Genomic DNA, 264 nt, shown 5'->3' with positions numbered 1-264 from the left:
CTCCGGCGTGAGGTGGCCGCTCGGGCGCGCGGCGGCGTTATGTGCCGCGATTGCGTCAGCGATCCTGTCGCCGTCGTAGCCCCAATCCTCGGGCAACTCTCGGATTTCGTCGAGCGAGTTGGCTACTCCGCAACGTCCGCCTCGGCGGTGCGCGATGGCAAACTTGTCGGTACTTGGCGCCCCCTTGACGTAGGGCTTGACCATAAAGTCGCGATGGACTCGCGAGTCTGCAACGAGCAGGCCGCGTGCCTCAGGCTGATCAAG

General features: G+C 65.2%; 1 protein-coding gene. It reads right to left on the bottom strand.

Annotation, left to right across the window (positions count from 1 at the left end; genetic code table 11):
* Positions 1 to 204: hypothetical protein (locus tag AACQ14_RS24700; RefSeq protein ID WP_339366167.1), on the bottom strand; the 204-nt coding region annotated here is incomplete at its 3' end.
* Positions 205 to 264 lie beyond the last annotated feature (60 nt).

The sequence above is a fragment of the Vallitalea maricola genome (genome assembly GCF_036985595.1).
GTDB classification, from domain to species: Bacteria; Bacillota; Clostridia; order Lachnospirales; family Vallitaleaceae; genus Vallitalea; species Vallitalea maricola.
Note: the sequence above shows the minus strand (reverse complement) of the source record. Positions and strands in the feature narration are given on the sequence as shown.